Annotated in this window: 55 protein-coding genes; 51 read left to right on the forward strand and 4 right to left on the reverse strand. The window is 68.9% G+C overall.

Annotated elements, in window-relative coordinates:
• Window positions 1-33 precede the first annotated feature (33 nt).
• The 26 genes from OG897_RS13300 to OG897_RS13425 all read left to right on the forward strand — a co-directional run bounded on the left by OG897_RS13300 (window position 34) and on the right by OG897_RS13425 (window position 10,986).
• On the forward strand, window positions 34-264 hold the full coding sequence (locus OG897_RS13300; RefSeq protein ID WP_266656009.1) for a hypothetical protein: 231 nt from the start codon (window positions 34-36) through the stop codon (window positions 262-264).
• Window positions 264-1,184, forward strand: a complete 921-nt coding sequence (locus OG897_RS13305; protein ID WP_266656011.1) for a YqaJ viral recombinase family protein — start codon at window positions 264-266, stop codon at window positions 1,182-1,184. Before OG897_RS13300 ends, OG897_RS13305 begins: the two co-directional genes overlap by 1 nt.
• Window positions 1,184-1,999, forward strand: coding sequence for a recombinase RecT (locus tag OG897_RS13310; protein ID WP_266656013.1), 816 nt, complete (start codon window positions 1,184-1,186; stop codon window positions 1,997-1,999). The genes OG897_RS13305 and OG897_RS13310 overlap by 1 nt, the downstream gene beginning before the upstream one ends.
• A 143-nt stretch (window positions 2,000-2,142) precedes the next feature.
• A complete protein-coding gene (locus tag OG897_RS13315) occupies window positions 2,143-2,400 on the forward strand; it encodes a hypothetical protein (RefSeq protein ID WP_266656015.1) in 258 nt (85 codons plus the stop codon).
• Window positions 2,397-2,630 carry a hypothetical protein gene (locus tag OG897_RS13320; protein ID WP_266656017.1) on the forward strand — a complete coding sequence of 78 codons (234 nt, stop codon included), beginning with the start codon at window positions 2,397-2,399 and terminating at the stop codon, window positions 2,628-2,630. Before OG897_RS13315 ends, OG897_RS13320 begins: the two co-directional genes overlap by 4 nt.
• A gap of 2 nt (window positions 2,631-2,632) precedes the next feature.
• Window positions 2,633-2,830 (forward strand): hypothetical protein, encoded by a 198-nt coding sequence (locus OG897_RS13325; RefSeq protein WP_266656019.1) that lies wholly within the window; start codon window positions 2,633-2,635, stop codon window positions 2,828-2,830.
• A complete protein-coding gene (locus OG897_RS13330) occupies window positions 2,827-3,177 on the forward strand; it encodes a hypothetical protein (protein WP_266656021.1) in 351 nt (116 codons plus the stop codon). Before OG897_RS13325 ends, OG897_RS13330 begins: the two co-directional genes overlap by 4 nt.
• Window positions 3,174-3,533 carry a hypothetical protein gene (locus OG897_RS13335; RefSeq protein ID WP_266656023.1) on the forward strand — a complete coding sequence of 120 codons (360 nt, stop codon included), beginning with the start codon at window positions 3,174-3,176 and terminating at the stop codon, window positions 3,531-3,533. Before OG897_RS13330 ends, OG897_RS13335 begins: the two co-directional genes overlap by 4 nt.
• A complete protein-coding gene (locus OG897_RS13340; protein WP_266656025.1) occupies window positions 3,530-4,357 on the forward strand; it encodes a hypothetical protein in 828 nt (275 codons plus the stop codon). The genes OG897_RS13335 and OG897_RS13340 overlap by 4 nt, the downstream gene beginning before the upstream one ends.
• Window positions 4,354-5,217 (forward strand): site-specific DNA-methyltransferase, encoded by an 864-nt coding sequence (locus tag OG897_RS13345; protein ID WP_266656027.1) that lies wholly within the window; start codon window positions 4,354-4,356, stop codon window positions 5,215-5,217. Before OG897_RS13340 ends, OG897_RS13345 begins: the two co-directional genes overlap by 4 nt.
• A 126-nt stretch (window positions 5,218-5,343) precedes the next feature.
• On the forward strand, window positions 5,344-6,075 hold the full coding sequence (locus OG897_RS13350) for a helix-turn-helix domain-containing protein (RefSeq protein ID WP_266656029.1): 732 nt from the start codon (window positions 5,344-5,346) through the stop codon (window positions 6,073-6,075).
• Window positions 6,072-6,830, forward strand: a complete 759-nt coding sequence (locus OG897_RS13355) for a hypothetical protein (protein WP_266656031.1) — start codon at window positions 6,072-6,074, stop codon at window positions 6,828-6,830. Before OG897_RS13350 ends, OG897_RS13355 begins: the two co-directional genes overlap by 4 nt.
• A complete protein-coding gene (locus OG897_RS13360; protein ID WP_266656033.1) occupies window positions 6,827-7,141 on the forward strand; it encodes a hypothetical protein in 315 nt (104 codons plus the stop codon). The genes OG897_RS13355 and OG897_RS13360 overlap by 4 nt, the downstream gene beginning before the upstream one ends.
• Window positions 7,138-7,449, forward strand: coding sequence for a hypothetical protein (locus OG897_RS13365; RefSeq protein WP_266656035.1), 312 nt, complete (start codon window positions 7,138-7,140; stop codon window positions 7,447-7,449). Before OG897_RS13360 ends, OG897_RS13365 begins: the two co-directional genes overlap by 4 nt.
• Window positions 7,446-7,811, forward strand: coding sequence for a hypothetical protein (locus tag OG897_RS13370; protein ID WP_266656037.1), 366 nt, complete (start codon window positions 7,446-7,448; stop codon window positions 7,809-7,811). The genes OG897_RS13365 and OG897_RS13370 overlap by 4 nt, the downstream gene beginning before the upstream one ends.
• Window positions 7,808-7,999, forward strand: a complete 192-nt coding sequence (locus OG897_RS13375; RefSeq protein ID WP_266656039.1) for a hypothetical protein — start codon at window positions 7,808-7,810, stop codon at window positions 7,997-7,999. The genes OG897_RS13370 and OG897_RS13375 overlap by 4 nt, the downstream gene beginning before the upstream one ends.
• A complete protein-coding gene (locus OG897_RS13380) occupies window positions 7,999-8,199 on the forward strand; it encodes a hypothetical protein (protein WP_266656041.1) in 201 nt (66 codons plus the stop codon). The genes OG897_RS13375 and OG897_RS13380 overlap by 1 nt, the downstream gene beginning before the upstream one ends.
• Window positions 8,199-8,357 carry a hypothetical protein gene (locus OG897_RS13385; protein WP_266656043.1) on the forward strand — a complete coding sequence of 53 codons (159 nt, stop codon included), beginning with the start codon at window positions 8,199-8,201 and terminating at the stop codon, window positions 8,355-8,357. Before OG897_RS13380 ends, OG897_RS13385 begins: the two co-directional genes overlap by 1 nt.
• 65 nt (window positions 8,358-8,422) lie before the next feature.
• Complete coding sequence (locus OG897_RS13390; protein WP_266656045.1) at window positions 8,423-8,827, forward strand: hypothetical protein; 405 nt, start codon at window positions 8,423-8,425, stop codon at window positions 8,825-8,827.
• Entirely contained in the window at window positions 8,824-9,060 is a 237-nt protein-coding gene (locus tag OG897_RS13395; RefSeq protein ID WP_266656047.1) for a hypothetical protein, read from the forward strand. The genes OG897_RS13390 and OG897_RS13395 overlap by 4 nt, the downstream gene beginning before the upstream one ends.
• Window positions 9,057-9,242 (forward strand): hypothetical protein, encoded by a 186-nt coding sequence (locus OG897_RS13400; protein WP_266656049.1) that lies wholly within the window; start codon window positions 9,057-9,059, stop codon window positions 9,240-9,242. Before OG897_RS13395 ends, OG897_RS13400 begins: the two co-directional genes overlap by 4 nt.
• Window positions 9,239-9,484 carry a response regulator transcription factor gene (locus OG897_RS13405; protein ID WP_266656051.1) on the forward strand — a complete coding sequence of 82 codons (246 nt, stop codon included), beginning with the start codon at window positions 9,239-9,241 and terminating at the stop codon, window positions 9,482-9,484. The genes OG897_RS13400 and OG897_RS13405 overlap by 4 nt, the downstream gene beginning before the upstream one ends.
• Before the next feature lie 92 nt (window positions 9,485-9,576).
• On the forward strand, window positions 9,577-9,876 hold the full coding sequence (locus tag OG897_RS13410; protein WP_266656053.1) for a hypothetical protein: 300 nt from the start codon (window positions 9,577-9,579) through the stop codon (window positions 9,874-9,876).
• Window positions 9,873-10,133, forward strand: coding sequence for a PadR family transcriptional regulator (locus OG897_RS13415; protein ID WP_266656055.1), 261 nt, complete (start codon window positions 9,873-9,875; stop codon window positions 10,131-10,133). Before OG897_RS13410 ends, OG897_RS13415 begins: the two co-directional genes overlap by 4 nt.
• A complete protein-coding gene (locus tag OG897_RS13420) occupies window positions 10,130-10,324 on the forward strand; it encodes a hypothetical protein (protein ID WP_266656057.1) in 195 nt (64 codons plus the stop codon). Before OG897_RS13415 ends, OG897_RS13420 begins: the two co-directional genes overlap by 4 nt.
• Window positions 10,325-10,353: 29 nt before the next feature.
• A complete protein-coding gene (locus OG897_RS13425) occupies window positions 10,354-10,986 on the forward strand; it encodes a hypothetical protein (RefSeq protein ID WP_266656059.1) in 633 nt (210 codons plus the stop codon).
• A 94-nt stretch (window positions 10,987-11,080) separates the two neighbouring features.
• On the opposite strand, the gene OG897_RS13430 is transcribed toward OG897_RS13425, so the two are convergent.
• Entirely contained in the window at window positions 11,081-11,332 is a 252-nt protein-coding gene (locus OG897_RS13430; protein ID WP_266656061.1) for a hypothetical protein, read from the reverse strand.
• 112 nt (window positions 11,333-11,444) lie between these two features.
• Between OG897_RS13430 and OG897_RS13435 the strand changes: the two genes are divergently transcribed.
• On the forward strand, window positions 11,445-11,633 hold the full coding sequence (locus tag OG897_RS13435) for a hypothetical protein (protein WP_266656063.1): 189 nt from the start codon (window positions 11,445-11,447) through the stop codon (window positions 11,631-11,633).
• A 61-nt stretch (window positions 11,634-11,694) separates the two neighbouring features.
• Here OG897_RS13435 and OG897_RS13440 read toward each other — a convergent pair whose 3' ends face one another.
• The 3 genes from OG897_RS13440 to OG897_RS13450 form a co-directional block, all read right to left on the reverse strand.
• Entirely contained in the window at window positions 11,695-11,988 is a 294-nt protein-coding gene (locus tag OG897_RS13440; RefSeq protein ID WP_266656065.1) for a hypothetical protein, read from the reverse strand.
• A gap of 73 nt (window positions 11,989-12,061) precedes the next feature.
• A complete protein-coding gene (locus OG897_RS13445; RefSeq protein WP_266656066.1) occupies window positions 12,062-12,406 on the reverse strand; it encodes a hypothetical protein in 345 nt (114 codons plus the stop codon).
• 471 nt (window positions 12,407-12,877) lie between these two features.
• On the reverse strand, window positions 12,878-13,402 hold the full coding sequence (locus OG897_RS13450; protein WP_266656067.1) for a hypothetical protein: 525 nt from the start codon (window positions 13,400-13,402) through the stop codon (window positions 12,878-12,880).
• A gap of 167 nt (window positions 13,403-13,569) precedes the next feature.
• On the opposite strand from OG897_RS13450, the gene OG897_RS13455 reads away from it, so the two are divergent.
• The 24 genes from OG897_RS13455 to OG897_RS13570 all read left to right on the forward strand — a co-directional run bounded on the left by OG897_RS13455 (window position 13,570) and on the right by OG897_RS13570 (window position 25,371).
• Window positions 13,570-14,331 carry a GntR family transcriptional regulator gene (locus OG897_RS13455; RefSeq protein ID WP_266656068.1) on the forward strand — a complete coding sequence of 254 codons (762 nt, stop codon included), beginning with the start codon at window positions 13,570-13,572 and terminating at the stop codon, window positions 14,329-14,331.
• Window positions 14,332-14,427: 96 nt separating this feature from the next.
• The gene (locus OG897_RS13460; protein WP_266656069.1) at window positions 14,428-14,676 is read left to right on the forward strand and encodes a helix-turn-helix domain-containing protein; all 249 of its coding nucleotides are present in this window, start codon (window positions 14,428-14,430) and stop codon (window positions 14,674-14,676) included.
• Window positions 14,677-14,681: 5 nt separating this feature from the next.
• Window positions 14,682-14,861 (forward strand): hypothetical protein, encoded by a 180-nt coding sequence (locus OG897_RS13465; protein WP_266656070.1) that lies wholly within the window; start codon window positions 14,682-14,684, stop codon window positions 14,859-14,861.
• Complete coding sequence (locus tag OG897_RS13470) at window positions 14,858-15,070, forward strand: hypothetical protein (protein ID WP_266656831.1); 213 nt, start codon at window positions 14,858-14,860, stop codon at window positions 15,068-15,070. The genes OG897_RS13465 and OG897_RS13470 overlap by 4 nt, the downstream gene beginning before the upstream one ends.
• Entirely contained in the window at window positions 15,067-15,468 is a 402-nt protein-coding gene (locus tag OG897_RS13475; RefSeq protein ID WP_266656071.1) for a hypothetical protein, read from the forward strand. Before OG897_RS13470 ends, OG897_RS13475 begins: the two co-directional genes overlap by 4 nt.
• The gene (locus tag OG897_RS13480; RefSeq protein WP_266656072.1) at window positions 15,465-15,890 is read left to right on the forward strand and encodes an NUDIX hydrolase; all 426 of its coding nucleotides are present in this window, start codon (window positions 15,465-15,467) and stop codon (window positions 15,888-15,890) included. Before OG897_RS13475 ends, OG897_RS13480 begins: the two co-directional genes overlap by 4 nt.
• Window positions 15,887-16,141 carry a hypothetical protein gene (locus tag OG897_RS13485; RefSeq protein ID WP_266656073.1) on the forward strand — a complete coding sequence of 85 codons (255 nt, stop codon included), beginning with the start codon at window positions 15,887-15,889 and terminating at the stop codon, window positions 16,139-16,141. The genes OG897_RS13480 and OG897_RS13485 overlap by 4 nt, the downstream gene beginning before the upstream one ends.
• On the forward strand, window positions 16,141-16,674 hold the full coding sequence (locus tag OG897_RS13490) for a hypothetical protein (RefSeq protein WP_266656074.1): 534 nt from the start codon (window positions 16,141-16,143) through the stop codon (window positions 16,672-16,674). The genes OG897_RS13485 and OG897_RS13490 overlap by 1 nt, the downstream gene beginning before the upstream one ends.
• Window positions 16,671-16,871, forward strand: a complete 201-nt coding sequence (locus OG897_RS13495; RefSeq protein WP_266656075.1) for a hypothetical protein — start codon at window positions 16,671-16,673, stop codon at window positions 16,869-16,871. Before OG897_RS13490 ends, OG897_RS13495 begins: the two co-directional genes overlap by 4 nt.
• Window positions 16,872-16,924: 53 nt before the next feature.
• On the forward strand, window positions 16,925-17,737 hold the full coding sequence (locus OG897_RS13500) for a helix-turn-helix domain-containing protein (RefSeq protein WP_266656076.1): 813 nt from the start codon (window positions 16,925-16,927) through the stop codon (window positions 17,735-17,737).
• Window positions 17,738-18,059: 322 nt separating this feature from the next.
• The gene (gene traA / locus OG897_RS13505; protein ID WP_266656078.1) at window positions 18,060-18,512 is read left to right on the forward strand and encodes a plasmid transfer protein TraA; all 453 of its coding nucleotides are present in this window, start codon (window positions 18,060-18,062) and stop codon (window positions 18,510-18,512) included.
• Complete coding sequence (locus OG897_RS13510) at window positions 18,509-18,655, forward strand: hypothetical protein (RefSeq protein WP_266656080.1); 147 nt, start codon at window positions 18,509-18,511, stop codon at window positions 18,653-18,655. Before traA ends, OG897_RS13510 begins: the two co-directional genes overlap by 4 nt.
• Window positions 18,656-18,684: 29 nt before the next feature.
• The gene (locus OG897_RS13515) at window positions 18,685-18,915 is read left to right on the forward strand and encodes a hypothetical protein (RefSeq protein WP_266656082.1); all 231 of its coding nucleotides are present in this window, start codon (window positions 18,685-18,687) and stop codon (window positions 18,913-18,915) included.
• Window positions 18,916-18,951: 36 nt separating this feature from the next.
• The gene (locus OG897_RS13520; RefSeq protein WP_266656084.1) at window positions 18,952-20,949 is read left to right on the forward strand and encodes a conjugal transfer protein TraB; all 1,998 of its coding nucleotides are present in this window, start codon (window positions 18,952-18,954) and stop codon (window positions 20,947-20,949) included.
• A gap of 189 nt (window positions 20,950-21,138) precedes the next feature.
• Complete coding sequence (locus OG897_RS13525) at window positions 21,139-21,309, forward strand: hypothetical protein (RefSeq protein WP_266656086.1); 171 nt, start codon at window positions 21,139-21,141, stop codon at window positions 21,307-21,309.
• 25 nt (window positions 21,310-21,334) lie between these two features.
• Complete coding sequence (locus OG897_RS13530; RefSeq protein ID WP_266656088.1) at window positions 21,335-21,835, forward strand: hypothetical protein; 501 nt, start codon at window positions 21,335-21,337, stop codon at window positions 21,833-21,835.
• 2 nt (window positions 21,836-21,837) lie between these two features.
• Window positions 21,838-22,212 (forward strand): ParB/RepB/Spo0J family partition protein, encoded by a 375-nt coding sequence (locus OG897_RS13535; RefSeq protein WP_266656089.1) that lies wholly within the window; start codon window positions 21,838-21,840, stop codon window positions 22,210-22,212.
• Window positions 22,213-22,302: 90 nt separating this feature from the next.
• Window positions 22,303-22,479, forward strand: coding sequence for a hypothetical protein (locus tag OG897_RS13540; protein ID WP_266656090.1), 177 nt, complete (start codon window positions 22,303-22,305; stop codon window positions 22,477-22,479).
• 28 nt (window positions 22,480-22,507) lie between these two features.
• Entirely contained in the window at window positions 22,508-22,729 is a 222-nt protein-coding gene (locus tag OG897_RS13545; RefSeq protein WP_266656091.1) for a hypothetical protein, read from the forward strand.
• An 11-nt stretch (window positions 22,730-22,740) separates the two neighbouring features.
• A complete protein-coding gene (locus OG897_RS13550) occupies window positions 22,741-22,932 on the forward strand; it encodes a hypothetical protein (protein WP_266656092.1) in 192 nt (63 codons plus the stop codon).
• A gap of 95 nt (window positions 22,933-23,027) precedes the next feature.
• Window positions 23,028-23,225, forward strand: a complete 198-nt coding sequence (locus OG897_RS13555; protein ID WP_266656094.1) for a hypothetical protein — start codon at window positions 23,028-23,030, stop codon at window positions 23,223-23,225.
• Between the two features lie 144 nt (window positions 23,226-23,369).
• Window positions 23,370-23,597 carry a helix-turn-helix domain-containing protein gene (locus OG897_RS13560; RefSeq protein ID WP_266656095.1) on the forward strand — a complete coding sequence of 76 codons (228 nt, stop codon included), beginning with the start codon at window positions 23,370-23,372 and terminating at the stop codon, window positions 23,595-23,597.
• A 270-nt stretch (window positions 23,598-23,867) separates the two neighbouring features.
• Window positions 23,868-24,977, forward strand: coding sequence for a hypothetical protein (locus tag OG897_RS40815; RefSeq protein ID WP_323188040.1), 1,110 nt, complete (start codon window positions 23,868-23,870; stop codon window positions 24,975-24,977).
• 10 nt (window positions 24,978-24,987) lie between these two features.
• A complete protein-coding gene (locus tag OG897_RS13570) occupies window positions 24,988-25,371 on the forward strand; it encodes a hypothetical protein (protein WP_266656096.1) in 384 nt (127 codons plus the stop codon).
• The last annotated feature ends 8 nt before the right edge of the window (window positions 25,372-25,379 follow it).

Consider the following 25,379-nt stretch of genomic DNA (forward strand, 5'->3'; position numbering starts at 1 on the left):
GGCCTGGCACCTCACACCCGAAAGCAGGACCCCTTGAACCTCAAAATCACCTTTGGCCGCTGGACGGCCGAGCTGTACCAGCGGGCCATCCACGTCACCCGCGAACCCGACCCACACTGCCCCAACTGTGCTGGAAGCCGGGGCGGATGGATCCCCTACGGCGACGACGCCGAGTGGGACGAGTGTCCCTGCCTCGACCAGCTGCGCACCTGGCGCCTGCCCCTGTGGCCCGGCGCCCGTACCACCGCAGAGGAGCCGTTCTGATGAGCACCCTCACCACCCCGACCGGTGTCCTCCTTGGTGAGTTCACCCCCGGCACCCTGGAATGGGACCAAGCCCGCGCCGGCCTCACCATCACCGCCACCGAGATCGCCGCCGTCATGGGCCTCAGCCCCTGGCAATCCCTGTTCTCCCTGTGGCACAAGAAGGCCGGGCTGTCGACGCCCCCCTTCGAGATGACGCCCGCGATCGAGTGGGGCAACCGGCTCGAAGACGCCGTCGCGCAGAAGTGGGTCGACGAGCACCAGAACACCACCGAGGCCACCCAGGCGGGAACCTGGCACCACCGGGATCGGGACTGGCAGCGCGCTACCCCCGACCGGATCTTCATGCCGCTGACCGGCTGGGAGATCGCACCCGGGGAACTGCCCCGCCTCCTGGAAGTCAAGACGTCCCCGTTCGGCGACGGCTGGGGCCCGGCCGGCACGGACGAGATTCCGCTGCACTACCAGTGCCAGATCCAGTGGCAGCTCGACACCCTCGGCCTCCAGGTCTGCCACGTCGCCGTCCTCATCTCCGGCCACGACTACCGCGAATACGTCGTTGAGTACGACCCGGACGACGCCAAGCTCATGCGCACCGCCGCCGAGGAGTTCCTCAACTCCGTGCGCAACGGTGAGCGCCCGCCGATCGACGGAGCCGACGCCACCTACCAGACGATCCGCGTCCAGCACGAAGGCCGCGAAGACGCCGACGTGGAAATCAGCGACCAGATCGCCGCCGACTACGAGATCGCCCAACTCGGCTACAAGGCAGCCGAAACGGAGCTGACCCGGGCCCGCGGACACGTCCTCGACGCCATCGGCACCGGCTACCGCGCCGTCCACGACGGCCGCCGCATCGCCTACCGCACCGTCCGCGAAGACGGCACCACCCTCGCCCTCCAGCCCTACCGGAGCCACTGATGAGCCAGATCAGCAACGCCATCGCCACCCGCGACAGCGGACCGGCCGCCCAAATCGAGACCTACCGCAGCGAGTACGCCGCCCTGGTCCCCTCGCACGTCAACGCCGACCAGTGGATTCGGCTCGCCGTCGGCGCCATTCGCGGCAACAAGGACCTGGAACAGGCCGCCGCGAACGACGTGGGCGTCTTCCTGCGGGAGCTGAAGACCGCTGCCCGCCTGGGACTTGAGCCCGGAACGGAGCAGTTTTACCTGACCCCGCGCAAGAAGGGCGGGCGGAAGGTCATCCAGGGCATCGTCGGCTACCAGGGCATCGTCGAGCTCATCTACCGGGCCGGGGCCGCGTCCACGGTCATCGTCGAATCGGTTCGCGCCAACGACACCTTCCGCTACGTGCCCGGCCGCGACGACCGCCCCGTCCACGAGATCGACTGGTTCGGTCCCGACCGCGGCCCCCTCGTCGGGGTGTACGCCTACGCCGTCATGAAGGACGGAGCCGTCTCCAAGGTCGTCGTCCTCAACCGGCAGCGCGTTATGGAGATCAAGGCGAAGTCGGATTCCAAGAACTCCGAGTACAGCCCGTGGAACACCAACGAGGAATCCATGTGGCTCAAGAGCTGCGTGAGGCAGCTCGCCAAGTGGGTGCCGACCTCTGCCGAGTACATGCGGGAACAGCTCCGCGCACAGGCGGAAGTCTCCGGCGAACTCCCGGCACCGCCGCCCATGCCGCAGCCGGTGAACGGCCTCGACGAAGCCGACCCGGACGACGAGGGCCCCATCGACGCCGAGTTCGTCGACGAGGAGGCCGGGCGATGACGACTCTTCCCGAAACGACAGTCCTGATCTGGTACTGCAAGCGATGCCGCAAGTCCTGCAAGGCGCAACCGCACACCCCTGAGCACGTCGCTTGCCGTTGCGAGAGCCCCGTTCCCGGCTTGCGCCCCACCAAGGTCACGCTCATGCACACCCCGAAGCGGCGCCCCATGCACGCCCTCAGCGACGAGGAAGCCCGCCTCCGGGCGCTAGCACGCAAGGGCACGAAGGTCCGCGTCACCTTCGAAGGCGAGATTACCGACGCCTGGCAGTGGTCCGGCGGCGCTCTTCGCGGCCTCGGTTTCATCGTCACCTCGCCGGACGGGCGTACCCACACCGTGCGCGCCGAACAGCCCGGACTGCGGATCGAAGCCGTCCCTGCCGATGAGGAGGACGCGTCATGACCCGCTGGACACGACAGCAGAAGAACGACCTCGCCGACCGGCGCGAACGCGACGCCGCGCGCTCTGACGAAGCAGCCCGAGACGCCGACCGCTACCGAACCAACGCGGGCGACGACCTCCAGCGAGACCAGGGGGCGGCACTCAGCCGCCACCACCGCGAAGAGGCCGCTAACGCCCGGGCCGAAGCCGAAATTCTCCGCGACGGAGACACCCCGGAAGGGTGGCGATGACCATGACGCAGCAGCCCAACATCACCGACGATCTGCGCCAGGCGCGCGAGGCCATCGAGAACCTCATCAACATCTACTTCGACAACGTGCCCGTCGCCGAGATGCGCCGCGACGAGCTTGCGGAGTGCATCCACGAAGGGCTCAGCGACGAATTCACCCGGCTGTACCGCATCGCTGCCGACCGGGCGGTGACGTCATGACCACCCAACTCCAGTTCCCCCTCCCCACCCCCGGCACCGTGAACCCGGCCGCGGGCGATGCGGCGAAGGCGGACGGCATGGCCGCCGCCGAAGCCTCGACGACCGTTGAGTGGGCGACCGCCTGCGACGCCGCGATCCAGGTGATGGCCCGCCGCGGGGTCCCGTTCCAGGCCGCCGATCTCATCGCCGAGGGCCTCGTCGACGAACCCGACCACCCCTCCCAATGGGGACCCCGCTTCGGGATCGCCGCCCGCCACGGCGTCATCCAGGAAGCCGGGGTCGTGCCGTCGAAGCGAGCCACGGTTCACCGCAGTCTCTGCCGCCAGTGGGTCGGGAGGCGGACGTGAACCTCTGGATCCTCGCCGACGTCCTCCTCTGGGTCGCGGTCGCCGCCCCCTACCTGGTCATCGGATCCGGGCTGTTCCTCACCGTCCTGGTGGCCCGCCGCGCGTACCGGGCCCTCGTCAACGCCTCGCACCGGCTGGCCGCCCTGCTGCAGGAGCCCGTCGTCGATACCGCGATCGGCGACGGTGTCCCCGACGGCTACGAGCACGCCGACGACCTCGCCACGATCCGCCGGTTCGCCTCGTACATCGAGGACCCGCCGCAGCACGACACCCAGCCCGGCACCAACCAGGCCGCACTCGACACCTGCACCGCCATCTGGGACACGAAGCCCGCCAGGACGGAGGAGAACCAGTGACCACCGCGACCCGCAGTCTGCCCGCGCACGGCACCTACGAACGCGCCCGGGGAGGCCACCGCAGCGGAACGAACCGCTGCCACTGCAAGCCGTGCCGCGACGCCGAGGCCGCCTACACCAAGCGCCGCAACTACCTGGCCTCCACCGGCCGACCGCTCCTCGTCGACGCCGCACCCGTACAGAAGCACCTGCACCACCTGCGCGCCGCCGGAGACGCCTACACCCACATCGCCGACATCACCGGCCTCCGGGCCAGCACCGTGGACGCCATCGCCCTCGGCCGGCGGCGCCGCGTCCGAGCAACTACTGCAGCCACCATCCTCGCCCTCCCGCCGGGGAAGGCCGCCGCGAGGAACCGGTCAGTGCCCGCCCTCGGAACGACCCGCCGCCTTCGCGCCCTGCTTGCCCTCGGGCACAAGCTCGGCGACGTAGCTGCAGCATCCTCCGTCGAGCTCTCCACGGCCAGCTACCTCCTCAACGGGCGCGTAGCGACCATCCACCACGGACTCGCGCAGCGTATCGACAACGGGTACCGCGCCCTGTGCACAAGCCGAGGGAACTCCACACGGAGCCTCAACCGTGCACAACGCGAAGGTTGGGCGCCGCCAGCCGCCTGGGACGACATCGACGACCCGGCATCGGCACCCGACACCGGTACGAAGTCCTCGCCGAGTGCTCGCGAGCTCAGCCGTCTCCGCCACGCCGAGATCGCCCACCTCGCCGCCTACGGCATCCCCGAGCACGAGATCGCCGCACGCCTCGGCATGGCCACCGCCTACGTCCACGACCTCATCCGCGACATGCGCAAGGAGGCGGCAGCATGAGCGTCTACTTCCAGGACGACACGGTGACCCTGCTGCTCGGGGACGCCCGGGAACAACTGGCGACGCTGGGCTCCCAGTCCGTCAACTGCATTGTCACCTCGCCCCCGTACTACCGGCTGCGGGACTACAGCCACGATGGCCAGTACGGGCAGGAAGCCACCCCGGCCGAGTACGCCGAGACGCTCCGCGGGGTGTTCGCCGACACACGGCGGGTTCTCGCCGACGACGGGACGCTGTGGCTCAACATCGGCGACTCGTACCAGACCAAGCAGGCCAAAGGTGTGGCACCGAAGAACCTGCTCGGCATCCCATGGCGGGTGGCGTTCGCCCTGCAGGACGACGGCTGGATCGTCCGTAACGCCATCGTGTGGAACAAGCCCAACGCCATGCCGGAGTCCTGCGCCGACCGGCTCAGCAACCGGCACGAGCTCCTCTTCCTCCTGACGAAGAGCGACTCGTACACGTTCGACCTCGACGCCATCCGCGAGAAGTACACCGGCGACCGGGCTGCCTCCCGGCGAGTTCACACCACCGCCAACAAACCCAACACCGCGACCGGCGCATGGGGCTTGGACAAGGTCGACGCGAAGGGGCGCAACCCGGGTGATGTGTGGTCGATCTCCACCCGGCCCAACCCGCAAGCCCACTTCGCGACGTTCCCGGTCGATCTGCCGATGCGCTGCATTGCGGCCGGGTGCATCCCGGGCGGCACTGTGCTCGATCCGTTCTCCGGCAGCGGCACCACGGGCGCCGCTGCGCGTGACCTGGGATGTAACTACGTGGGGATCGACATCAACGCCGACTACCACCAGCTCGCAGAAGGCCGGTTCGCCCAAGGGGTCCTCGACTTCACCACGTAGCCCGAGCCGCACCCCGCCGCTGACACCTCTATCCGCACCGCGTACCGAGAAGAGAACTTCGTGAGCATCAAGGTCAGCAATTGGGTGTGGGGCCGATCCGAGTCCCGCAACGGGGCCCGGCTGGTCATGCTCGCCATCGCCGACCGCGCGGACGACAACGGGTGCGCCTGGCCGTCGATCGACGACCTTTCGGAGCGCACGAAGCTGTCCCCGCGAGCGGTGCAGAAGGGGATCAACAGTCTCGTTGAAATCGGCGAGTTGAAGGTCGACAACGGGGGCGGAAGGCACCGTTCCAACCGCTACCAGATCATCCCGAAACCCCGAACAATCGACGGGGTTACCGACGGAAAACCCCGCACATCTGACGGGGTAACGGGCCAAGAAACCCCGAACTCTGCGACAGAAACCCCGAACTTTGCGACAGAAACCCCGAACAATACTCCCGGTAACCCCGTCAATAGTTCACCCGAACCCCCACTAGAACCGTCAGAGAACCGTCAGGGGAACCACCCCCCAACCCCCCGCGGCGATGCATCCCTCGGCGAGCAGATCGCGGACAAGTGGTGGGAGCAGTACGGGCGGACCACGGCGCAGAGCAAGCGCGCCATCCGACGGGCCATCGACGACACCCTCCGCAACGGAGTTGAAGCCGCCGAACTCTGGCAGGCCCTCGTCCGCCTCGGTGACCTCTCAAAGCCCGTCACGGGCGGAACCCTCCAGTTCGCGTTCTCAGAACTCCGCAAGCCGAACAACGTCATCGCCCTGCCCTCCGGCCAGACCCTCACCGGCACCGACGCCAAGGTCGCCGGATGGCTGGCCATCTCCGAGCAACTCCGCCAAGAAGGAGACTCCGCATGAACGCCGAAGAGGCCGCTGCGCTCCTCGCGCACTGCTCCGGGTTCGACAACCGCCAGCCGTCCGTCGCCGCTGCCAAGTCCTGGGCATCTGCCCTGCACGACGTGCCGTTCGACCAGGACGCCCGGGACGCTGTGGCCAGCTACTACTCGACCCCGCCGCAGAACCCGAGCGAGCGCCTGTGGATCCTGCCGCACCACGTCCGCACCCTCCGCACGAAGATTCGCAGCCAGCGTCTGGAGAACTTCCAGTACCAGCCGCTGCCCGAGGAGACCACCGCCGAGTACCTCGCCCGCTACCGCGGCCAGCTCACCGCCATCGCCTCGGGGCGCGTTGCACCGCCCACCGGCCGGCTCGCCCTGGACGGCGGCCCGTCGAAGCAGTTCACCAACGAGCTGGAAGCCCGCGGCTGGCAGGTCGGCCGCCCCGTCGACGACGCGGACGAGACCACCGTCGAGGCCGAACTCATCGACACCGTCCGCCGATCCGGGCCCCTCGGCATCGAGTGCCCCACCTGCTCCGCCGCGATAGGCCGCCCGTGCAAGACCCCAGGCGGCAACGAGAAGCAGCCGATGGGCAAACCGCGCGCCAACCCGCACAGCGCCCGCCGCAGAGCCGCAGAAGGCCGTACAGAGCTCCCGCCGGAGGAGCGGGCCGCGCAGGAACAGCGGATCCGCGAAGCGTCCGCCCGCGCCCTCGCCCGGCTCGCCGCCGACGAGAACATCCCTGACGCCGACATCGTCGACGAGGCGTCATGACCGACATCGACCCCGACGACATCAAGGCCATGCGGCGGCAGGGCGACCTGAGTTCGTTCCTCCGCCAGCAGATAGCCGCCGGCCGAACCCGCCGCCAGCCCGCCGCGCCCGAACCCCCGCCGCAGCCGCCAAGACGGCGACGGCTCGGAGCGTGGCCGCCCGGCACCTGCCCGCCGCAGCCCGTCCCGGCACCGCCCGCGCACATCGTCGACGCCGCCCTCACCGAACACCGCAACTGGATCGTCGCCGACCGGCCCGAGATCACCACCCGATGCGACTGCCCCGCCTGCACCCCGAGGAGCCAGACATGACCCTCCGCAACGCCGCCCCGATGCCCGAGAACCTCCGGCACTTCATGCGCGCCAAAGCCCACCCGGCTCGCTCCGTCGCCTGCCCCCACTGCGGGGCCCACGAGCACAAGCCCTGCACCACGATCAGTGGGCGCCGCATCCTCACCGAGCCGCACCCCGGCCGGCGGTACGCATGGGCCCGGCTGACCGCCTGCTGCCCGCGCTGCCAGGTCACCCCCACCGTCCCCTGCCACCTCGACGGCATGCCCCTCGCAGGCGAAGCCGTCCACGCCGAGCGGTACACCGAAGCCGAAAGGACCGCGGCATGAGCCCCATCCGGACCGAGAACCGCAAGCGGTACCCCAGGGATTGGCCGACGATCAGCCTCCGCATCCGCAACGAGCGTGCCGCCAGCCGCTGCGAATGCCACGGCGAATGCGGGCGCGGCACCCACGAAGGGCGCTGCCCCAACCGCAACGGGCAGCCCGCCTACGGCACCGAGTCCAAGGTCGTGCTCACCGTTGCCCACCTCGACCACACCCCAGAGAACTGCGACGACAACAACCTTCGCGCCATGTGCCAGGGCTGCCACCTGCACTACGACCGAGACCACCACCGTGAAACCGCCGCAGCTACACGGCGTGCCGCGATCGAGGCATCTGGGCAACTCGCCTGGGAGATCACGTCATGAAGCTCTTCGTCGACTCCCGACTAGCCGAGGCCATCCCCGACGGCACGTTCGGCGGATCACGACCCTGGCCCAACACCCGGACCAAGCCCCGCCGCTGGACCCGCGAGGAGCAGGCCGCCCACCGGGAAGCCCTCCTCGCCGCGATCAGCGCCCGCAGGTGCCACCCCGACGACGAGGCGGACACCTGATGCCCCGCCCCTGGCTCCGCCACCCCGCCCGCACGATCCGCACCCCGGCCGCCTGCCCGACCAGCGCGGACCGGTACGCCACCGCGCACCTTGCCCTCACCGCCGACTCCATCACCGGCTACAGCACCCGCACCGCCCACCAGCCCGCCACCTGCCAGACGTGCGGCGGATGGCACCTCGAACGACAGGAGAACCGCTGATGACTGACAACCAGCCCGACTTCACCGCCGACGACGACCGCCCCCAGCCCTGCGGCGAGGGCCACTGCCGCTGCTACGGCGTGGGCTCCGACCACTACGACCACGCCTGCGGATGCGACTGCCCCCGCGACGACGACGGCCAGCTCATCCAGGACTGACCCGCCCGAGGCCGCCCCGTGACGTGCGGGGCGGCCCTCCACCCAACCCGACAGGAGAACCGCTGATGACCGACCCGCAGTTGCTCACCCCGGAAGAGAAGCTCGCCGACGGCAAGCGCCAGCTCAAGATTCCCGCCGTCATCGCCATCTGCGGCTCCACCCGCTTCATGGCGGAGATGGCCGACGCTGACCGCGACCTGACGTGGGCGGGCTGCATCGTCGTCAAGCCCGGCTGCGACATGAAGACGCTGCACCCGCTGTGGGCCGACGAGGCCGAAGCCGAGGCGGGCAAGCAGCGCCTCGACGAATTGCACCGGGCGAAGATCCGGCTCGCCGACGAGGTGGTTGTCGTCGGGTCGTACATCGGGGACTCAACCCGGTCGGAGATCGCATACGCGCGCAGCCTCGGCAAGCCGATCAGGTTCACGCACCCCGAGGTCGACCCGGCCGCGGACGGGGGCCAGCGATGACCGCCATCGAGCCCGGCCAGACCTACCAGTCGTGCGACCCGCGCGACGAACCTCCGATCCGCATCCGCATCACCGCGTACACCCCGGGCGACGCGCGAGCCCACGTCGTCGACGCAGCGACGGGCAAGCGGTTCCGCCAACTCCTCGTCGCCAGCCTGCATGCCAGTCCGATCACGAAGGCGGGGCAGCAGCGGCGCACCGGCTACGTGCTGGAGCAGGAGGTCGCGTCATGACCCGCCCGTCGTCCCCGTCGGCCCGCCGGATCGCCCTCGACGAGGCCACCGACCGCATCGTGCGTCTGGCGTACCGGGGCGAGCCGCCCACGGACGTGCTGGCGCGGGCGGTACGGATGCTCGCCACTGCCGACGGGCACCTCGATGCGGGTGGGCGGCTCAAGCGGCGGGAGAGGGCATGACCCGCGTCCTGACCCGCCGCCAGCGGGACGTGCTCCTGCTGGCGGCCAACGGCAACACCAACGCGCAGATCGCCCGCTGGCTCGGGGTCTCCTCCGGAACCGTCGGCGAGATCCTCAACCGCGCCTACCGGACTCTCGGTGCCCACGACCGCGGTCAGGCAGTCGCCCTCGCGCTGAAGTTGGGCGAGTTCGGCGTCGACGACATCCGGCTGCCGTTCCCGGTGCAGCGGGAGGACGCGTGACGGCCGCCACAGGCCCCCGACCCTCCCCGGGGATCCGAAAGGGATCCCAGGCGCTCCTGACCCAAAATGCGACCGCAGGAAAGGGCATCTCAGTGCAGACCCAAGAATCCACCCCCGCCATCCAGACGCCCACCCCGATACCTAACAACGCCATCCAGCACGGTGCCTGCGGAAAGTGGTGGTCCGGCGCCGAGCGCTCCCACGCTTCCTGCTGCCACGAGACGTTCAGCAGCCTCACCGCCTTCGAACGCCACCGCCGCGGCATGCGCTGCAACGACCCCGCCAGCGTCGGCCTCGTCGCCCGGCAGAAGCCTTACGGGACGCTCTGGGGGCTCCCCGGGCCCGCCAACGGCTATGCGGCCATCCACGGTGACGAGGAGCGGGAGTCATGACCGACACCCCGCCCCAGGTCGGCGTCCCGACAGTCCTCCGCGTGCTGGCCAAGCAGCCCGCCACCGCGTTCGAGCTCGTCGAGGCCACCTGCATCACCGGCCCCACCATCCGCCGCGCCCTCGACCGCCTCGTCCGCGAAGGGTGGGCCACCTGCGAGGAAGGCCCCGTCGGCCCGTGGGGGCGCCGCCGCAAGTACACGATCACCCAGGCCGGGCGGGAACAGATAGCCCGGACCGACAGCACGGAGGACCAGTGACCTGGGTGCGGCAGGGCATCGCCAGCAACTGCCCCTCTTGCCACGCCTACTGGTCCGTCCTGCAAGACCTCGGCGCCGAATGGGACGCGGAAGGCCGACCCAACGACCCCGCCCGCTGGGGTGCGGTCATCGGCCGCGCCCTGGCCGCGTACATGGACCACCTCGTCGAGCACATGCCCACCACCGCCTGACCACCCCGCACGCCCGCAAGGAGCACGCCGTGATCGACGACAACCCTCGCCCCCGCTGTGTGATCTGCCCCCGCGACCTGTTTGACGACGAAGCCGGGCGGTACGTGTGCCGCATCTGCGAACAGCGCATCAGCCGCGACCTCACCGCGCTCGCCGGACCCGGCGGCCTGTACGCCCGGCTGTGCCTGCGCATCCACCCCGGCCGCAGCGGTGACGGAGGTGCCGTATCCGGGACGCCGGGCCGCAGTATGCCGCTCAATGCGGAGGTTCTGTCCCTGACCGCGGGCGGCGGGATCGTGTCCACCCTGGAGACCTGGGTCGAGGACTGGGCAACCTACGGGCTCGGCACCGTCGGCATCGGCGGCCGGCTCCAGTACCGGCTCGACCGGGCGGTGGCGACACTGCACCTCAACCTGGGACGGGCCTGCTCGGCGCACCCGGCGCTGGATGAATTCGCGGCCGAGGTGGGTCAGGCTATCCGCCGGTGCGAGGCGCTCATCACCGGCGAACGGCAGCCCCGGAAGGTCCCCGTGCAGTGCCCTTGTGGAGGCATCCTCTGGGTCGCACTCGACACCCCCGGCGAGGAGTGCCGCGGGTGCGGGACGGAGTACGGGCCCGTCGACGTCAAGCGTCTGCCCATCGCGGAGAGGGCGGCGGCGTGATCAACCTGCTGCTCTGCTTCCTGGCCGCCCCGGTCGGCTACGCAATCGGCGTCGCCCTGGCCGATCTCCTCCGGGACCTCATCGACGGCCGACGCTACCGGGCGGGCGGCGGCCGGTACCCCCGCTCACCCGGCCCCCACCCGTAATCGTGGGCCACCAGCCCCCGCCACTCGATCAGCGCCGTGTCCGCCGCCACCAGATCCTCGGCATCCTCCACCCCGGCCAGCCGCAACAGCTCGACCAGGTCACCGTCGGAGTACGCCATGCCGAGGATCACGCCGTCCGCAGTCACCCGGCGGCCACCCTCGCCGCGAGGCGGGTGCACGACGATCGGAGCAGGGGACATGCCACCAGCCTGCGACGACAAGGCGGTCAGCGCACCCGGAGCGCAGCGAGGCGCACCTCACCGGAGAATGCGCCCTACCGCCATCCCGAGCTCTGCTGTCAGAGTGAAACCCATGACTGACACCGCGCTCGACAAAGCCCTCGCTGACGCCGAAGCGTTCCTGGCAGACCCAGCCGGGGATGCCGGGTTCTCCACCAATGCAACCCCGGAAGAACGACTCGCCTACACGGGCGGCCTGGCCCACGGCCACCTGGAAGCGCTCGTCGAAGCAGTACGCAAAGCGATGCCCGAAGTCAGCTGACCACACACAAAGAGCGCCCCAGCCCGGACGTGGGCTGGGGCGCTATCCATGCGGTCACGACCTACAGCAGCTTCGACCTCGCCGATGCCGGAGCCGCACCAGGCCGCCGCCCTCGCGAGCGACGACCCGACCGCGGGCGACGCACCTCACCATCCAACCCGGCAGCCCTGCGCGCCCACTTCGCGACCACGTCTTCGGGGACGCCCATCATGGCCAGCGAGTCCTCGACTACGGCCTCGCAGGACGGATTCCCGCAGTGCACCGGACTCGCCGTCTTCTCCAGCGACGGGTACGTCATCGACTCCGGCGGAAGGTACTGGCCAGCACAGCCGAGACAGACATAGATCGTGCGCATCGTTCCTCCTAGGCCGACATACCTGAGCCGTTGCACGACGAACACGGCTTCTTCTGCTGCCCGTTGTCGCTCATCAGCATGCCCCCATCGCAGCCGCCGAAGAGTCCAGAACCGAGAGTTCCACCGAATCGGGCAACGGCGCCAACGGGACACCGAACACCTCGCCCAGCATCGCGCGGGCCACCGTGTCCTCCACCACCGGATCACGACCAGGCAGCAGCAACGTCAGGCGGCCGTCAGCGAGCTCGTGCAGGGCGCCGAAGAAACCGGCGTCAGTGATCGACGACGGGCACGAGACCACACCCAACTCGGCGAGGAGATCGGGCAACGGGGTCGAGAGGAGACGGGACGGGGTGAGAGGCGTCGCTCGGGTCGAACCTTGGGCGGGCTGGCGCGACGGGGCTAAGCTCTTGGACATGGAACTCTCCTTCTTCGCGGATGGGGTTTCCGGATCGGCGGGGTGAAGACCCGCTGGTCAAACTGATCGACGGGAGTGAAGACCCGAAGATCCCGAAGGCCGGGTGGGTGAAGACCACCCGGCTTTCGCGTTGTTCAGGACGGTATGCGAACGGTGCCTATGAGACACAAGGTTTGCGATCGCTTCCGGCTGCCTGTCCTGGCGGACGCGCTTAGGGCAGGTCCTCCGAGCTCGGACGCTTGTAATTCGGCTGACCGGCTGATCTGTCTACGGTGGCCGCCCGACAGCCTGCATCGGACCCCCCAACTGTCTACGGCCCCGGCGGGCGCCCCGTTCTTCCCGGGCACTCTTGTCGTTCAGTCACTCCCCCTCATATCGGGCAGACGGCAGCCCACGGGGATGACCGAAAACCACCACCCAGGCGTCCGGCAAGAGCCATCAGATCAGACCGGCCACCGGTAGAGAACAGCTTCAAGGCGCCGTCGAGGTCTCCATGCGGGGTGCCACTCGCGCTACGACGGCGTAGGTCTTGCAGAGCGACCACAGGTATCCCTCGCCGCGTAGCTGCTCCAGGGCGCAGGCTGCGAGGTAGATCGGCAGCCCGAGGATTCGGCTGACGTAGTGAGGTGCCAGTCGCTGACCAGGCCGCCAGGAGCCGGAGTGCAGCGCGTCTCGGATTTTGGCCACCGCGGCTGCAGCCTCAGCTTCGGCGTCGTACCTGACCGCAGGCATGTCCCAACTCAGGCGGGACTGCATGTGGGCCATGGCGTTGAACGGCGGTCGCTCGGCGCGCTGGCGCGCAAGCTCGGCTGCCCGTGCCAGGGGATAGTCGGCGAACCAAGTCAGGTCCACGTACTCGACCAGGTGCCACCACGGCTGATAGCGGGCGTGCACCTTGAAGCGGGTCTCGGGGGCTCGGCTGATGCCGATGTACAGGAGATCACTCTCGGCGTCGTATAGGCGGTAGAGCGCGGTGCGCTCGGGAAGTTCGGGCATTGTGCCTCCATCTCGTGCATACCGTCCGGCAGGTTCTGCCGTTTCCATAGGTTCCATGGCAGCACCTAGCCGCCTAGGCGTCAAGGACTTGAACGTGATTGCTCTTACCTGGGCTTATTGGGATCACCTACTCTCGGACCTAGACACCTAGCCGCGAGGAGATCCGCATGGTCAGCAGTCAGGACCCACGGCCGCCGTTCGCCCAGGTCGCTGACGCGCTGCGCCACGACATCGCCAGTGGCGCGCTGCCTCCGGGCGGCAAACTGCCGTCGTTTGCTGAGTTGAGAGACCGTTTTGAGGTCTCGGTGACAACAGCGCAGCGTGCGCTGCGCGAGCTGAAGGAAGACGGGCTCGTCGAGGGGCGTGTCGGTAAAGGGACCTTCGTGCGCGAGAAGCGACGCATGTTCGTCCATAGCTCCTCCTATACCGCACCTACGGAGAGCGGTCGTTGGGCCTGGGGGGAAGAGGCTGAACGTCATGGCATGACCGGGAGTCAGCGGATGCGCCCTGTTCGCGAACTGCCCGCCTCGGAGGATGTGGCAGACCGACTCGATATCGCCGTCGGCGAGCCCGTGATCCTTCGTGCGCGGGTCATGTTGCTGGACGGGGAGCCGGTGGAGCTCGTTGACTCCTACTACCCAGCGACGATTGCGCGAGGAACACCCCTGGAACGGCAAGAGCGGATCAAGGGTGGATCGCCTGCGGCCCTCGTTGCGATCGGCCATCGAGCCGTTGAGTACGAGGAGAAGGTGAAGGCCACGGTGCCCACGTCTCACGAGAGTAAGGAGTTGTCCCTCCCGGCGGGTGTGCCGCTGCTTCGAATTGCGCGGACCTACTTCGACAAGGACGGCCTGGCTGTGGAGGTCTGCTTCATGGCGATCAACTCGGAGCGCATCGAGCTGAACTACCGGCTCCCCGTGCACGGGTAGTCGATAGGTCGGCGCGGGGGCCCACTGCGGTGGGCCCCCTTTCTTATTGCCTAGAAGGGGTTGACGCCTAGGCGGCTAGGTTGCATCGTGGGCGTCATGGAAGCTGCGGAGAACCCGACGGCCGCCGCAGAGCGGCCCCCGTATCGCGTCAAGGAAGTGGCCCGCATCCTGGGCGTTTCCCTGGCCACCGTCTACGAAGAGATCGCCACAGGCAGGCTCCCGGCCCTGGCGATCGGAGAAGGCTCAGGGGCGAAGCGCGTGGAGCACGCCGATCTCGTGGCGTACAAGCAGCGCTGCCGAATCCGAGCGATCCGCTCCAACTCGTCCACCCAGGAGGTGGCGTGATGCCCATGTCCTTGCAGTCGCGTGCGGCGTTTCTCGCCGAGTACCTGTTTGTCCGTGCGGCCAGCGACTTCGACCGTGCCCTTGAGATCGCCTTGGCGGCGTTTGAGCACGACTTGGCCCACCCGTCCGAGCCCCGGCTGATGGATGAGCTGCGTGGTCTGTCCGTGAAGGCGGTGGCGGCGTGAGCGCCTTGTCTGCCGCTGACCGTGCCGCGCACGAGTCCGCCTCCTACGTTCGCAGCCCGCGCGAGGTTCTGGCCCGTATCCCGGCCGGTCACCCGCGTGGGTCCTGGCCCGCCGAGGAGGTCGCCTCCCGGTTGGGCGGCACGGTGGTGCAGGACCTCGACACCGACGACTTCCTCGTGATCGCCGAAGCGGTGGGAGTGGCCCGATGAGCGGCATGACTCCTGAGGCCAAGGCCAACTGGGACCGCTACACCGCCTGGTCGGAAGCCGAGAAGGCGCGCAAGGCGGAGGAAGCCCGCAAGGCCCCCCGCGTCCTGGCCCGCTACCTCACCCTGGTCGGCCAGTCCCTCGGCCGCGAGGACATCGCCGTCACCATCACCGAGATGGGGCCGCGGGATTCCGAGCAGGCCCTGTCGACGGTGGCGGCCTGCTCCGGATGCGCAACGGTCGAGACCGTCCACTGGGACCTGTACGTCTACGGGCGCGGCGACGACGAGCCGCTGCCCATCGCTACCGCCGCCGAGAACGCCGAGCGCCAAGCCCGCCGCTGGGCTGACGAGCACGCCCCGCAGTGCCGCGAGATCCCCGTACAGGAGGTAGCCCGATGAGCGCCGAAGAGTCTCTCCTCGCGATCCGTTACACCGCCGACGTCGTCGTCACCACGACCGACGGGCGCGTCCTGCTGATCGAGCGCGGCTGGGACCCGCACAAGGGCCAGTGGGCGCTGCCTGGCGGACACGTTGATCCCGGTGAGACGAGCCGTGCTGCCGCTGCCCGTGAGCTCGCTGAGGAGGCCGGGGTGTACGCGTCGCCGGAGGAGCTGGTCCAGGTCGGTGTGTTCGATGCCCCCGACCGTGACCCGCGCGGCCGGTACGTCACCGTCGCGTATCACCTGACCGTCCATTCCGGTCTGCCCATCGAGGCGGGCGACGACGCGACCAGTGCCTGGTGGTGGCCGTTGGAGGCACTGCCGCCGCTGGCGTTCGACCACGCAGAGATCATCGCCCGTGCCGTGGGGGTGGCTCGATGAGTGCAACCGTGAGTCGTGAATGCGCTGTTGAGCCCTGGCCGGAGGGTGTGTTCGCCCGGCATCTGACGTGGGCGGGCGCACACCTCGGCGACCACAGCCTGACCGTCGACATCAGCGAGGACGACCTCCGCAGGGCGGTCTGCCGGGGGTGCGGGGACAGCCACAACCAGTACGAGAAGCCGTCGGTGTCGGAGTGGGCGATGTCCCACGCCGCCGCGTGCCGGGCGCTGCCCAGGCCGGGGGTGGCGTGATGGGTGTGCGTGTGTCTGGTCGTGGCCTGTCCGTCAAGCAGCGGCCGGTGCTGGATGAGGTGCGGGCGCTCGCCCCGCGGGCACTGAGCCTGGTCGAGGGCTACATGGGCCGGTCGGCTGGCCGAGTCGAGGTCATGGTGATGGACCTGGGGTGCTCTCACGACCTGCTCGTCGCGGTGCACCAGGAGCTGCTCGGTACAAGGAATCTTCCGACGCACCGGTGGGAGCACGGCGCTGTCTTCGGGCACACCACGTTCTCGGCGTCGGAGTCTCTGGTGCTTCTTGATGCGGTGCGTTTGGCCAGGCAGCCGGGTGAGTTGCCGCCGACTGTGGTGCACGAGTTCGCCCACGCGGTGCAGTTCGCCCGGCCGGGTGCCCGCGAGTTGGCGGTGCGCTATCTGGGCGATGACTACGGGCTGATCCGCATCGGTAGGCGTGAGGTTCGCAAAGCCAACCGTGAGACGGCCCGTGATGAGCAGGAAGCCCGCGACATGGAGTTCCTGGCCGACCAGCTGGTGAAGGAGGTGGCGTGATGCGTCCCGCTGCTGTTGTCGCGTGGGTGCTGTTCGTGGCCCTGCTGGTGTCCTGCCCGCAGACCATCGTCGCGGTTCTCGCGGTGGCTGTCTGGTCGCTGGGGCAGCCCGTTGCGCTCGGCGTGGCACTGGCCGTGTCACTCCTGTGGTGTGCGGCTCGCCCGGCGTCGAGTGCCGGGTTGAGGTGGGCGGCATGAAGTTCCGTCGACTACGCCGGAAAACTCTTGCTGCAACGGCTGCCACGCCCCCCGTGGCACCTGTCACACCCCCCGTTGCAGGGACCGGTGAACGCTGGAACCTGTGGGTCACCATCATCGGGTTCGCGGTCATCCTCGGTGCCCTCGCCCTGGTCGCCGTTGTCGGTATGCGTGTCAGCTGGGTGCCCCTGCGTGACACGGCTGACACGATCGGCCTGAGCGAGGTCCGCCAGTACTACCCGCTCGTCATCGACCTCCTCGACGGTCTCGCGATCGTCGCCTCGATCGCCCTGTACGGGACGCCCGGCTACCGGTGGGCGATCGGCACGGTCATCGGCCTGACGGCGATCAGCCTCACCCTCAACGTGGCCCACGGCAGTGCAGCGGGGGGTGTGACGGGGGCCAGCGATGCCACGACCTGGGGGCACGTCATTCTCGCCTCGGCTGCCCCGACGATCTGCATCGGGCTCGGCGCGCACCTTGCCGCTTTGACATGGGGGCGCGTGGCGGGAGCCGTGGCAGCACTGCGATCTGCCACGCAGGGTGCAACGCCCCTCGCTCCGAGTGCGGTTGAGTCTGCGTCGGCGCGGGTTGAGGTCCAGCGCCTCGGCTGGGAGGCCGCGGTGCCGCCCAACGCTCGCTTCCTGCCGATCGTGGCAGCTGCCACGCCGCTGCGGGAACTCACGGACGGGCGTGACACCCGACGTGGCAAGCACCTGACGACTGCGGAGGTGGCTGCCCGGCTGGGCAAGGACCCTGCCACGGTCCGGAGCTGGGTGACACGGGGCCGCCTGAAGCCCGTGGCAACGGACCCCTCGAACGGCAGTCACCTCTTCGATGCTGCCGCCGTCGCCGCCCTCAACTAGCCCGCCCCCGCTTCTGCGGCAGTTGGCCGCGCGCACCTACTTGGAGGTTGTTATGGCCGTCAACGGCACCCCTGGCAGTGACAGCAGCAACGGCAGTACGGGAGGGACTGTCCGGCGCGACGGAACCGCGTGGCGGAACACTGATTCTCCGGCGGACCGGGCGTTCCTGCGGGGTGACGAGAGGGATAGGGCTGCACGGGCGAATGCTCAGGCGAGGGCTGCTCAGAGGGGTGGCAGGGCGCTTCCTCCTCGGCCCGCTCATCCGCCGACGAACGGCCAGCGGCAGCCCGCTCTCCGACCCAACCGCAACACGAAGATCAGCGTGAACAAGCTGAACCTGCTGGGGGACCTGCCCAGCCTGCCGCCCGTGTCTCTGTCGTTCCATAAGACCGTGGTGAACGGCAACGGAGGTCAGGCCGCACATGGCAAGGCCCTGCCCGGCAGTGGATTCACCTCTGACGAGGACATCCGTGCGTTCTCCGAGGCGCTGCGCAAGGATGCCCGTCCGCGGGCTGTGGAGCGGGCGCTGGATGCGGAGACGCTGGAGTCGGTGCTGCGGGCGATCCCGGATATGGCGGGCTCGCTGTCCGGGGCGCGGGCTAGGGCACGGCGTGTATCGCGGCATCTGAAGCGAATCGCTGCGGCGGAGAAGCTCATCGCGAAGCAGGCGGCGGCGATGTACGCGACGTTCTCCCGGGAGTTCGAGGCGGAACTTGCCCAGGTCAGCCGTGGTCGGGTGCAGCAGCGGCGTTCGGGGATCTGGAAGCCCCGGTGATCGACCTGCTTGTTGCTGCCGTGGCCGCAGCGCTGTTCGCGCTGTGGCTGCGGGCCCGGTACGCCGTGCTCCTCGTCGACGGACTCGGGGCCGCAGTCGTCCTGTTCGTGATCTACATCGTCGTTGCGGCCCAAGTCCGCTGACACCCCATCTCACCTGCAAGGAGAACGTGATGAGGGCACACCGCTACGAGTACACCGCCGCGAACGGCCTGGAGGCCAAGAACCTCCTGAACGCTGCCCTGGACCTCCTCGACGCGCACATGAAGCTGTTGGCGCCCGGCGCGAAGTTCGTCCACAGCGACCTCCTCGAAGACACCCCCGTCCGCCTGACCCTCGCCCTTGACCTGGCGGAGGCATCCGAGATTTCGGTCCTGAACCAGGCCATGCGCGCCGACGGCTAATACCCTCCCACCTGCACTGACATCGGAGCTGACACCGTGGCTGACACCCTCAAATCCGACCTGCGGACGATCGTGAAACACGTCCGCATGCGGCCCTGGCTAGCGGTCGCCGCAGCGATGCCCGCCAGCGTCGGCACCAACGCCCTCTGGGGGCAGTCCCCGCTCGCCGGGGTCGGACTGACCGTCGCGTCGGGGGCCCTGACCTGTGCCACCTGGTGGGCCGGGCAGAGCACCACCGGCCCCCGCAGGATTCACGCGACGCTGTCGACCGCCGCGGGCACCAGCTACATGGTGCTGGCCACCGTCACCGACCCGTTCAACCCCTACCTGGCGTCGACGTGGGCGATCGGCGGGGCTGTGGCCGCCGGTAGCTGGAACATCCGACAGGTGATGCGCGCCAACCCGGAGGTGAGGGCATCGGAGGCGGTCGCGTCGGAGACCGGCCTGCTGGTCAAGGCGCTCGGCAAGGCCAAGGCCACGCTGCGGGGCGAGCCGAAGGTCGAGCCGAACAAGGTCACCGCCCCGTATCGGCTGGCTGGTGGGGAGATGACGAACGACGACCTCGGCAACCGCATCGGCAGTATCGCGAGCGAGCTGGGGATTTCCCCGACCAGCATCCGCATCGTGCCCAACCCGGACAACGCGGCCGAGGGCGAATTCGTGTTCGTGCCGAAGGACATGCTCACGGCTGGCGCCGACTACCCGGGGCCGTCCGCTTCGGGCCAGTCCATCACCGAGCCGGTTGAGGTCGGCATCTACGAGGACGGGGAGATCGAGAAGTTCTGGTTCCCCGCCGACGAGAAAGCGAGGCGCAACGCCACCCACTTCTCCGTCTCCGGGATGAACGGATCGGCGAAGTCCACCGGCGTGACGTGGAGCATCATCGAGGCGCTGAGCAGGCGCGACGCCATTGTGTGGGCGGTCGACCCCGCCAAGGGCATGCAGACCTTCGGGCCTCTGCTGCCCTACCTCGACTGGGTCGAGATGACGATGGCAGGCGGCAACGCCATGATCGATGCACTGCCGCAGGTCATCACCGCCCGCGCCGACGAACTCGGGCGGCACGGTTTCAAGAACTGGACCCCGGAAGCCTTCGCCAAGCTGGGCATGCCGTACCTGATCGTGTGGATCGAGGAGTCGGCGAAGCTCTTCCGTGACGGCGCTGAACTGGAGCCGGTCGTCGAGGCCCTGCGCTCCGCAGGTGGCAGCGTCATCGTCAGCCAGCAGCGCCCCTCGGCCACGTCCATGCCCACTGACGTGCGGGAACAGCTCGGCGGAGCGTTCTGCTTCGGTGTGAAGGGCTCCACCACTGCCGACATGGCCCTGCCCGACGAGGTGCGCGACGCCGGGGCCCGGCCGGAGGCGTGGGAGAACCGCAAGCCTGGCTACAACTACCTCGTCGCACCGGGGGTCGACGAGGAGCGGTACGCGATGAAGGCCCGCACCTGGAACCCGATTCCCGACGACGAAATCCGCGCCGTGCTGGAGGACCACTTCGTTCCCACCCCGGCGGGTCCGACCACTACGACTGCTGCGGGTGAGGCATACGCCAACCGCACGATCTACCTGCCCGGCCAGTCCCTGACCGCTGTCGATGCGAAGGACACCGTCATGACCAAGGCAGACGAAGAGCGCGAGGAGGAAGCGCTGTTGGAGCGGCAGGTGATGCGCGAGGTCAACGCCCTCGTTCCCGACGACGAAGGCGCCCCGGAGCCGGACGTCGACCCCGACCGGGAGATCCCGCCGGTCGCGACGCCGTGGCACTTCGGCGGGCAGCCCGTCCAGCACATCGAACGCACCCCGGAGGAGGCCCACGCCGAACTCCTGACCATGCTCGACGAACTGCGCGACGAGAAGCGGGAGAAGGTCGGCCCGAAGGACTTCGCGCCCTTCGGGAAGGGCACCCGGATCGGCCGGTCGCGGGCCTGGATCTCCACCAAGCTCACCGAGCTCTCCGACGAGGCCGTACACCTGGAGGAAACCGACGACCCCGGCGTGTACAAGCTGCTGTACCCGACGCTGACACCTGCCTGACCTGCACTGACACCAGGCTGACGCTTGCTGACACCCGCTCAAGGTGTCAGCGGGGGTGTCAGAACCGCTGACACCCCTCCCCGCCTTAGGTCAACGCGTGCGCGCACGCGAGCTGACACCCCCGCTGACACCCCGTCCTGACACCACCAACTGTCAGTCGGGACAAACAACAACAAAAGGGAGACCTTCATGCCGAACAACGAACGTCCCGACTGGAACCCGAATCACCCCGAGTGGATGCGCGATCACCTGCCCGCCGCCCCGTCGACCAATACCAGCCCCACGGCCGGGATCACCCAGTGCAGGTGCGGCGGCGAAGGCTGCGACGCCTGCGACAACACCGGCGTCATCTATCCCTGACCACGTCCATCGAGGAGCCTGCACCATGCCCAGTCCGCTGCCCGAGCGGTCCCAGCACCCCGCCGCCCCCGACGGGCAGCGGACAGCCCAGGCCGACGAGTCCGCCCGCAAGCTGCTGGCCGCTATCGAGGAGGCGATGGCGACCCCGACGTCCCACCGGGACGACAGCCCCCTGCCCGCCGTCGGCAGCGCCCCGCCCGTCCCGCAGCCCGGCCATCCGCCGATGTCGCAGCAGCAGACGGACATCGGGCGGACCGCCCTGTACTGCGGGGTGGCGACGGTGCCGCCGGGGCTGGTGGCCGCGCTGCTGATGCTGGCGTCGGGGCAGGCGGACCCGACGGTCATCGGGATGGTCGTCGCGGCGCCGGCCGCGCTCGCCGTACCGATCCTGGCCGTCGCCAAGCTGCTGCGGGGAGCGAAGCCGGATCCGGAGGTGCACCACCACTACAACGGGCATGTCGACCAGCGCACCGTCCACACCAGCACCCGCGGCGTGTGGGCGAAGACCGACAACAGGGAGGTATAGCCGTGAGCCCGTGGACCGGCCGTATGCCCACCAGGCACCTCGGTGACCACTGCATCCAGCCGACCGAGTACCGCCGGTGGCGTGACGCGCACGCCCGGTTCGCCCGCCGCCCCCGTGATCGGGAACTCATTGCGGAACTCGTCGAGTCCATCCCCGCGCACGGACTGAAGGAGCCAATCATCGTGGGCGTCGACGACCGCTACCACGACCTGTATGTCGCCGACGGGCACCACCGGGCGGTCGCACTTATGCAGCTCGGCGCGAGCGTCCGAGAGTTCCCGTTCCGTTGGTACTGGATCAGGACCTTCGGCGTGCACATGGAGCGCGAGCCGTTCCCCTGGCACTTACTGGAAACCCAGGTGAAGCGCCGAGGGTGATCGGCCTGCGCACTGTCCACATGCCGATCAGTGGCGTGTGGGCCAAGACCAACAATAATCCCAACTGACCTCCCGAGAAAGGGAACCACCATGAGCAAGTACAAGAGCGTCGACGCCTACATCGAGGCTCGTCAGGCTGGAGACGACGAGCGATGCCGCGAGATTACCGCCGAGGTCATGGAGCGGTTCGCGACGAGGACCACCGACGGCAGCGAAGGGGTCGCGCTGTACGAAGCGAACCGGACCGTGCCGCTCGCCAAGCGCTGACGTCATCGTCGACCGAGGAGGACCAGCTATGCCAACACCCGACATCTGGAACGGCAAGCCCCTGTCCGTGCGCGAAAGGACTCACACCGAGATCCACTACCGGCTGTTCGACCGCCGCACCAGGAAGCTCCTCAGCTTCAACTCAACGAACAGCATCGACGCACTCGTCACCGACGTACTCCGCACACAGCAGGAAAACCCCGCCGCACAGATCTACGCCGTCGAGTACGACGGCCCCGCCTACCGGTAGAAGGAGAAGCCGTGCCCACCACCAGCTACGGACACGAACTGTCGCCCGGCGACGACACCGACATCAACGACACCCCGGTCTGCTGCGACGACATGGAGGCCACGGACGGCGTTCGAGGAGGGCGTGACTACACATGCCCCGAGTGCAGCAGCGTCGTCTCGATTTCCGCCACCGGCCTCGTCAACGACATCGTCGACGCCTGACCGGCCCTGCATGCAAGGTGCCCCTGGCCGAGGTAAGCGGTCAGGGGCACCGCTGTGATCGTAACCGGGTCGCCGCGCACGCCGTTGTCCACGGCATGGATGACCTCTTTGAAGTGGACGCCCCTGACTACGCGATCCCCGGGGTGGAGGATCGGTTGCCGCTGGTCACCATCGAGGAGGCGCGGGAGGCGGTCCGGCTGCTGCTGGTCCTTGGGGGGAGCGACGGTGAGGACGCCTTTCTGGCGGGACAGTTGGCGCGGGACCTGGCGGGAAGGCTGCCAGTTACTTCGTGAATGAATGCTGAATGGTTTGCTCTGAATCTTCCAGGCTGGCTTGACAGTCCACCAGCACCGAAGTCATGATCTGCTCATCTGGAACTTCTGTCGCTAGGGCCACCCGCAACCGGGTGGCCTTTTGTCGTTTCCGGGGGTGATCGCGTGCCGAACCCTCAGCTCGTCACTGCGTCCGACGCTGCTGCCTACACGGGCCGGTCCGTCGGGACCATCTGGCGGTGGGCCTCCGAAGGCCGCATCAGCAGGTACGGCACCGGCAAGCAAGTCCGTTACGACCTGCGCGAGATGCAGGGCAAGGCCACCGACGAATGGACCGGCGAAGTCATGCTCGCCGAACCGCCGCCACTTCCCGAAGGCGCCCGCGCCGCCTGACCCCCCGACTCGGGGTTCCCGTCCCCCAGGACAGCCCCGACGTCCGCCGCCCCCCTGCCCGGGGTCAGGCGGCGGACACCTACAGACGGGGACGTCGCCGGCAGATGAAGGCCGTCATCCACAGCTGGCCAGTACCGGTTCGAATCCGGAACGGCGGCGCTCCCTGAACACTCCTGCCGCCGGTGGCTCATCCGGCCGCAGGAACCGCTCCGGCCCGGCACCCATGGCTCCTCGGGCCGGAGCGGACCCCACACCCTGGCGGAGGTGACGATGCCGCTGCCCGCTGGCCTGTCGACCGTCACCGTCACCTGCACATACCGGTATCCGGATGGGCGCCCCTACGTCGGCCGGATCACCTTCAAGCCTGAGCCGCGGGTGCTGACCTCGGCGACGCACGGCACGATCGTCCTCGGCGACGTCGACGCCCAACTCGTCGACGGAGCCCTGACTGTCACCCTGCTCGCCACCGACGACCCCGACATCCAGCCCGTCGGCTGGACGTACCGGGTCACCGAGCGCTGGTACGACACCCCCGGCCGCAGCTACCCGATCGAACTGCCCGCCGGGAACTCGACGGTCGAGCTGACCGACCTGGCGCCCACCGAACCCAAGACCGGCGAGTACCTCGTCGCGGCAGGCCCGCCCGGACCGCAAGGCCCCACCGGCGCGACCGGCTCCCAGGGCCCGCCCGGTGCGACCGGACCCGCAGGCGCAACAGGCCCTGCAGGGCCCAAGGGCGACACCGGCGAACCCGGCCCGGCGGGTACAACAGGCCAGGTCGGAGCGACCGGTGCAACCGGGCCCGTAGGTGCGACCGGTGCCACCGGAGCCGCAGGGCCTAAGGGCGACACCGGCAGCCAGGGACCACAAGGGCCCACTGGCGAGACGGGATCAGCCGGTCCCGCAGGGCCGGCGGGACCGACCGGGGCTACCGGACCCCAAGGTCCCACAGGGCCTGCAGGAGCGGACGGCAGTAACGCTGAGGCCGAGGATTACACCGACGCCGCCATCACCACCCACTCGGGCGCTGCGGACCCGCACGGCGACCGGGCATGGGCGAACAGCGTGTTCGCCACCCTTGCCGCGCTCGCCGCGACGAACGGCAACGTGACCGCACTCGACGGCTACCTCGGCGATCTCCTCACCCGTCTCGCCGCCGTCGAGCAGGGCACCGCGTTCCTCACGGCCGTGCAGACCAGCAGCGTCAACGTGGCGTACAAGCACACCCTCGACGGCACTGGCGACAAGCTCGGCTTCCACGGCATGCCCACCGTCTCCCGGCAGACCGTCACCGGCAGCCGCACCGACGGCAGCGCACTCGCCAGCCTCCTGACCGCGCTCCACACACTGGGGCTGATCACCGACAGCACCACGACGTAGGGAGGCGTCCATGGCCGACAACCTCACGAACACTGCCGAGAACCGTGCCCTCGACTTCCTCATGGGTAACGCAACCACCGCCCCGACGACGCCGCTCAAGGTAGCCCTCGTCACCGCTGTCGGATCCGACTCCGCAGCAGGGACTGAAGTGACTGGCGGCAGCTACGTCCGCAAGAACCTCACCTCGCCGGCCGCGGTGAATGGGGCGACCTCGAACAGCGCCGACCTGGTCTGGACAGGCATGCCAGCCTGCACCGTCGTCGGAGCCGAGATCTGGGACTCAGCAGGGTCGCCCGTGCGATCCGTCTACGTGACCCTGGCCGCCAGCCGAACGATGCTGGTGGGCGATGAGTTCAAGATCCTCGCGGGCGGGCTGACGATCGCGATCTCCTAGGAGGTTGA

It is taken from the genome of Streptomyces sp. NBC_00237 (assembly GCF_026342435.1).
Taxonomy (GTDB): Bacteria; Actinomycetota; Actinomycetes; order Streptomycetales; family Streptomycetaceae; genus Streptomyces.